Source organism: Rahnella selenatireducens, assembly GCF_046449555.1.
Classification (GTDB): domain Bacteria; phylum Pseudomonadota; class Gammaproteobacteria; order Enterobacterales; family Enterobacteriaceae; genus Rahnella; species Rahnella selenatireducens.
Genome location: NZ_JBKEZJ010000036.1, coordinates 1 through 5,834, shown reverse-complemented (window position 1 = coordinate 5,834; position 5,834 = coordinate 1). Strand labels below are relative to the sequence as shown.

The 5,834-nt window shown below is 51.7% G+C and carries 6 protein-coding genes; all 6 read left to right on the top strand.

The annotated features are described in order from the left end of the window. Positions 1-99 precede the first annotated feature (99 nt). Positions 100-972 carry a 23S rRNA pseudouridine(2604) synthase RluF gene (gene rluF, locus ACLBVC_RS24645; protein WP_410151796.1) on the top strand — a complete coding sequence of 291 codons (873 nt, stop codon included), beginning with the start codon at positions 100-102 and terminating at the stop codon, positions 970-972. 215 nt (positions 973-1,187) lie between these two features. Then, positions 1,188-2,228, top strand: a complete 1,041-nt coding sequence (pstS, locus tag ACLBVC_RS24640) for a phosphate ABC transporter substrate-binding protein PstS (protein WP_410151794.1) — start codon at positions 1,188-1,190, stop codon at positions 2,226-2,228. A gap of 94 nt (positions 2,229-2,322) precedes the next feature. Continuing rightward, positions 2,323-3,279 (top strand): phosphate ABC transporter permease PstC, encoded by a 957-nt coding sequence (gene pstC / locus ACLBVC_RS24635; protein ID WP_152323758.1) that lies wholly within the window; start codon positions 2,323-2,325, stop codon positions 3,277-3,279. Position 3,280: 1 nt separating this feature from the next. Further along, positions 3,281-4,168, top strand: a complete 888-nt coding sequence (pstA, locus tag ACLBVC_RS24630) for a phosphate ABC transporter permease PstA (RefSeq protein ID WP_195814978.1) — start codon at positions 3,281-3,283, stop codon at positions 4,166-4,168. A gap of 100 nt (positions 4,169-4,268) precedes the next feature. Beyond that, positions 4,269-5,036, top strand: a complete 768-nt coding sequence (pstB, locus tag ACLBVC_RS24625) for a phosphate ABC transporter ATP-binding protein PstB (protein ID WP_013577692.1) — start codon at positions 4,269-4,271, stop codon at positions 5,034-5,036. 10 nt (positions 5,037-5,046) lie between these two features. After that, the gene (gene phoU, locus ACLBVC_RS24620) at positions 5,047-5,778 is read left to right on the top strand and encodes a phosphate signaling complex protein PhoU (RefSeq protein WP_152323756.1); all 732 of its coding nucleotides are present in this window, start codon (positions 5,047-5,049) and stop codon (positions 5,776-5,778) included. Positions 5,779-5,834: the final 56 nt, after the last annotated feature.

Here is a 5,834-nt window from a genome sequence, read left to right as displayed (position 1 = left end):
TCCAAAAGGCTGAGGCGTGGTCACGATTCTCCTCTCTCAGACTTCGTTAGCCGTCGCGGATAAGGTATAGTCCGCCTTTTTACGAAGGTGATTTGCTGAATGCTGTCCAACCCCTCCATTCGTCTCAACAAATACATTAGCGAGAGCGGTATCTGCTCGCGCCGTGATGCCGATCGTTACATCGAACAGGGAAACGTTTTTATCAATGGCAGACGCGCCTCCGTGGGCGCACAAGTATTTGCCGGTGATGTGGTGAAAGTTAACGGCCAGCTGATTGAACCACGTGATGAAGAAGATTTAGTGCTTATCGCGCTCAATAAGCCCGTGGGGATCGTCACCACAATGGAAGACGGTGAGCGGGACAACATCAGTGATTTCGTTAACCACAGCAAACGCGTTTTCCCTATCGGGCGTCTGGATAAAGATTCTCAGGGCCTGATTTTACTGACCAACCACGGTGATCTGGTCAATAAAATCCTGCGTGCGGGCAACGACCACGAAAAAGAATACGTCGTAACGGTCAACAAACCGGTGACGGATGAGTTTATAACCGGTCTGGGCGCGGGTGTCCCCATGCTAGGCACGGTGACCAAAAAATGCAAAGTGAAGAAAGAAGCGCCCTTTGTATTTCGTATCACGCTGGTTCAGGGGCTTAACCGCCAGATCCGGCGTATGTGTAAGCATTTTGGCTTTGAAGTCACCAAGCTTGAGCGTGTGCGGATCATGAACATCAATCTGAAAGGCCTGCCTTTGGGGGAATGGCGTGATTTGACGGACGATGAGCTGGTCGAATTATTCAGACTCACTGAAAACTCGACTTCGGAAGAAAAGCCGGCCAAAAAAACGCCGTCTAAACCTCCTCAGGCTAAAAAACCGGTTGTCACAAAACCGAAAAATACCGAGAAACCCGACGGAAATTCAGCGTCCCGTAAACGTTTTGCGCAGCCGGGGCGTAAAAAGAAAGGGCGTTAATTCGGCATCCCTTTCCGCTGCCACCGGCCTTCGGGCCGGTTTTTATCTGATCATTCCGCTTCAGTTTGCCCGTATCGCCTAAATTGTGACCAGTGTCATAAAACTGTCATATAACGTACATTTTACTGTCACCAAACTGTCCTATTTTCCTCCTGTGCCAAACACTTTATAAATCTCGACCTGGGTCGAACAAAAAAAACCACTAGGAGTGGAACATGAAATTGATGCGTAACACCGTCGCCGGTATTGTAGCAGCGACTTTCTCCCTCACAGCAATGTCTGCTTTCGCTGCTAGTAATCTGACTGGCGCTGGCGGCACCTTCCCTGCACCTGTCTACGCTAAGTGGGCGGATGCATACCAGAAAGCAACCGGCACTCAGGTTAACTATCAGGGCATAGGTTCTTCCGGCGGCGTGAAACAAATCATCGCCAAAACCGTTGATTTCGGCGCATCTGATGCTCCGATGAAAGAAGAAGATCTGAACAAAAACGGCCTGTTCCAGTTCCCTACCGTGATCGGTGGCGTGGTACTGGCTGTGAATATCCCGGGTATCAAATCAGGTCAGCTGACGCTGGACGGCGCAACGCTGGGTGATATTTACCTGGGTAAAATCAAAAAGTGGAACGACGCGGCGATCACTAAGCTGAACCCAGGCGTGAAACTGCCAGATACCAATATCGCCGTTGTTCGTCGTGCTGACGGTTCTGGTACTTCTTTCGTGTTCACCAGCTATCTGGCAAAAGTGAACAACGAGTGGAAAGAGAAAATCGGTTCAGGCTCAACAGTTAACTGGCCTACCGGTCTGGGCGGCAAAGGTAATGATGGCGTGGCCGCATTTGTACAGCGTCTGCCGGGCTCAATCGGTTACGTAGAATATGCTTACGCTAAACAAAACAACCTGGCTTACACCAAGCTGGTTGATGCGGATGGCAAATCCATCAGCCCGACAGAAGAATCCTTCAGCGCAGCGGCTAAAGGCGCTGACTGGAGCAAAACTTTCGCTCAGGACCTGACAAATCAGAAAGGCGACAACGCTTGGCCAATCAGCTCCACCACCTTCATCCTGATTTACAAAGATCAGCAGGATGCGACCAAAGGTGCTGAAGTTCTGAAGTTCTTCGACTGGGCTTACAAAAACGGCAACAAACTGACGACTGACCTGGATTATGCAACGCTTCCACCTTCAGTCGTTGAGCAGGTTCGTGCAGCCTGGAAAGCAAATATCAAAGATAGCAGCGGCAAAGCACTTTACTAGGATCTGACGTCTCGTCTGATATAGAGTACAAGTCTTCTGCTTCATTCCCTCTCCGGCCGGGGAGGGAATTAAATCTTAATTAAAAGAGAGTGGTATGGCTGAATACAAGCCGGCTATCAAAGCACCAAGCAAAAACGGTGACATCCTTTTCGGCGCGCTGGTCAAACTGGCTGCGCTGATCGTGTTATTAATGCTGGGCGGAATCATCGTCTCGCTGTTTATTGCTTCGCTGCCTAGCATTGAAAAATTCGGATTATCCTTCCTGTGGACGAAAACCTGGGACGCCCCGAATCAGCAGTTCGGCGCACTGGTGCCTATTTACGGTACCGTCGTGACCTCGATTATCGCCTTACTGATTGCCGTTCCCGTCAGTTTTGGTATCGCATTATTCCTCACCGAGCTGGCACCTAACTGGATGAAACGTCCGCTGGGTATTGCCATCGAGCTGCTGGCGGCGATCCCCAGTATTGTTTACGGCATGTGGGGTTTATTCGTTTTCGCTCCGCTGTTTGCGCAGTATTTCCAGACACCGGTCGGTGATGTGCTTTCTGGTATCCCGATTGTTGGCGCGCTTTTCGCCGGCCCGGGTTTTGGTATTGGCATCTTGGCGGCAGGCGTCATTCTGGCCATCATGATCATTCCGTATATTGCCTCCGTCATGCGTGACGTGTTCGAGCAGACGCCGGTCATGATGAAAGAATCGGCCTACGGAATTGGTTGTACGACCTGGGAAGTGATCTGGCGCATCGTGCTGCCGTTCACTAAAAATGGTGTCATCGGCGGTGTCATGCTCGGTCTTGGCCGTGCGCTCGGTGAAACCATGGCGGTGACCTTCATTATCGGTAACACCTACCAGCTCGACAGCATTTCGCTTTACGCGCCCGGCAACAGTATTACCTCGGCGCTGGCGAACGAATTCGCCGAAGCTGAAGCGGGTCTGCACACTTCTGCGCTGATGGAACTGGGCCTTATCCTGTTTGTTATCACCTTTATTGTTCTGGCGCTGTCGAAAGTCATGATTCTGCGTCTGGCTAAGAAAGAGGGCCGTTAAGATGACGACACTCGAAATGCAAAGTAACGCAGCCTTACTGGAATCACGTCGCAAACGTCAGGCATGGCGCCGTCAGAAGAACCGTCTGGCGCTAATGATTTCCATGCTGACCATGCTTTTTGGCTTGTTCTGGCTGGTATGGATCCTGTTCACGACCGTCGTGAAAGGCGTAGACGGCATGTCTCTGGCACTGTTTACCCAAAACACACCGCCGCCAAATACGGCTGGCGGTGGTCTGGCGAACGCCATTGCAGGAAGCGGACTGCTGATTTTATGGGCGACGGTTATCGGTACACCGCTGGGCGTGATGGCGGGGATTTATCTGGCAGAATATGGCCGTAAATCCTGGCTGGCGGAATTCATTCGCTTCATCAACGACATTCTGCTTTCTGCTCCTTCCATTGTGGTTGGCCTGTTCGTTTACACCATCATGGTGGCGAAAATGGGGCACTTCTCTGGCTGGGCGGGCGTACTGGCGCTGGCGTTGCTGCAAATCCCGATTGTTATCCGTACCACGGAAAACATGCTGAAACTGGTGCCGGACAGCCTGCGTGAAGCGGCTTATGCGCTGGGGACGCCGAAATGGAAAATGATTTCTGCGATCACCCTGAAAGCCTCTGTTTCCGGCATTATCACTGGTATTTTGCTGGCCATCGCCCGCATCGCCGGCGAAACCGCACCGCTGCTGTTTACGTCGCTCTCCAACCAGTTCTGGAGCACCGACATGATGCAGCCGATCGCCAACCTGCCGGTGACCATCTTCAAGTTTGCGATGAGCCCGTTTGGCGAATGGCAACAACTGGCCTGGGCAGGCGTGCTGCTGATTACAGTGTGTGTGCTGTTGCTGAACATTCTGGCGCGTGTGATCTTCGCCGCGAAGAAGCAGTAAGTTAATTCATTACTGAAGGCAGAGTTTTTCACTCTGCCTTCACTGTTTACCCGGCGTCGCACAGCGGCGCGCGCAAAAGAGAGATGTCTTAATGAGTCGAATGACTGACGCATCCAACAGCAAGATTCAGGTTCGCGATCTGAATTTTTATTACGGTAAATTCCACGCGCTGAAAAATATTTCCCTGGATATCGCTAAGAACGAAGTCACGGCATTCATCGGCCCGTCAGGTTGTGGTAAATCCACGCTGCTGCGTACGTTTAACAAAATGTACCAGCTTTACCCTGAGCAGCATGCAGAAGGTGAAATTCTGCTCGATGGCGAAAATATTCTGGTCGATAAACAAGATATCGCGCTGCTGCGTGCCAAAGTCGGCATGGTCTTCCAGAAACCGACGCCGTTCCCGATGTCGATTTACGACAACATCGCATTTGGTGTCCGTCTGTTTGAAAAACTTTCCCGTACGGACATGGATGAGCGCGTGCAATGGGCGCTGACCAAAGCCGCTTTGTGGAATGAATCCAAAGACAAGCTGCACCAGAGCGGTTACAGCTTGTCCGGCGGCCAGCAACAGCGCCTGTGCATTGCGCGCGGCATTGCTATCCGTCCTGATGTTCTCCTGCTAGATGAACCGTGTTCGGCGCTGGATCCGATTTCAACCGGCCGTATCGAAGAGCTGATCACCGAGCTAAAATCTGATTACACCGTGGTGATCGTGACCCACAACATGCAGCAGGCTGCGCGTTGTTCAGACCGCACTGCGTTTATGTATTTGGGTGAGCTGATCGAATACAGTGATACCGACTCGCTGTTTACTTCGCCAGCGCGCAAACAGACTGAAGATTACATTACTGGCCGCTACGGTTGAGGTAAGAACGATGGACAACCTGAACTTAAACAAACACATTTCCGGCCAGTTTAACGCCGAGCTCGAGCACATCCGTACGCAGGTTCTGGCGATGGGCGGGCTGGTTGAACAGCAACTGACTGATGCGATCACCGCGATGCACAATCAGGATGCCGAACTGGCGCAGCGAGTCATCAAAGGTGATGACAAAGTTAACCTAATGGAAGTGGCGATCGACGAAGCCTGCGTGCGAATTATTGCCAAGCGCCAGCCGACCGCCAGCGATTTGCGTTTAGTGATGGCGATTATCAAAACCATTTCTGAACTGGAACGTATCGGCGATGTGGCGGATAAAATCTGCCGTACCGCGCTGGAGAAATTCTCGCATCTGCATCAGCCGCTGCTGGTCAGCCTGGAATCTCTGGGCCGCCATACGGTAGAAATGCTGCATGACGTGCTCGACGCGTTCGCGCGTATGGATCTTGACGAAGCGGTGCGTATTTACCGTGAAGATAAGAAAGTGGATCAGGAATACGAAGGCATTGTGCGTCAGCTCATGACCTACATGATGGAAGATCCGCGTACCATTCCAAGCGTCCTGACCGCGTTGTTCTGCGCCCGCTCCATTGAGCGTATCGGCGACCGTTGCCAGAATATTTGTGAATTCATCTTCTACTTCGTGAAAGGGCAAGATTTCCGTCACGTTGGCGGCGATGCGCTGGACAAATTGCTGACAGACGGCAAAGACGCGGCGAAAGACTGATCGGTCACTGATACTCGTCATACAAAATTTTTTCCATAAAAAAGGCCTCTTACGAG

Bases quoted from the DNA above. Each gene is read 5' to 3' on its own strand.
- pstA (WP_195814978.1), top strand. From the start codon at position 3,281: ATGACGACACTCGAAATGCAAAGTAACGCAGCCTTACTGGAATCACGT.
- phoU (WP_152323756.1), top strand. From the start codon at position 5,047: ATGGACAACCTGAACTTAAACAAACACATTTCCGGCCAGTTTAACGCC.
- pstC (WP_152323758.1), top strand. From the start codon at position 2,323: ATGGCTGAATACAAGCCGGCTATCAAAGCACCAAGCAAAAACGGTGAC.
- pstB (WP_013577692.1), top strand. From the start codon at position 4,269: ATGACTGACGCATCCAACAGCAAGATTCAGGTTCGCGATCTGAATTTT.
- pstS (WP_410151794.1), top strand. From the start codon at position 1,188: ATGAAATTGATGCGTAACACCGTCGCCGGTATTGTAGCAGCGACTTTC.
- rluF (WP_410151796.1), top strand. From the start codon at position 100: ATGCTGTCCAACCCCTCCATTCGTCTCAACAAATACATTAGCGAGAGC.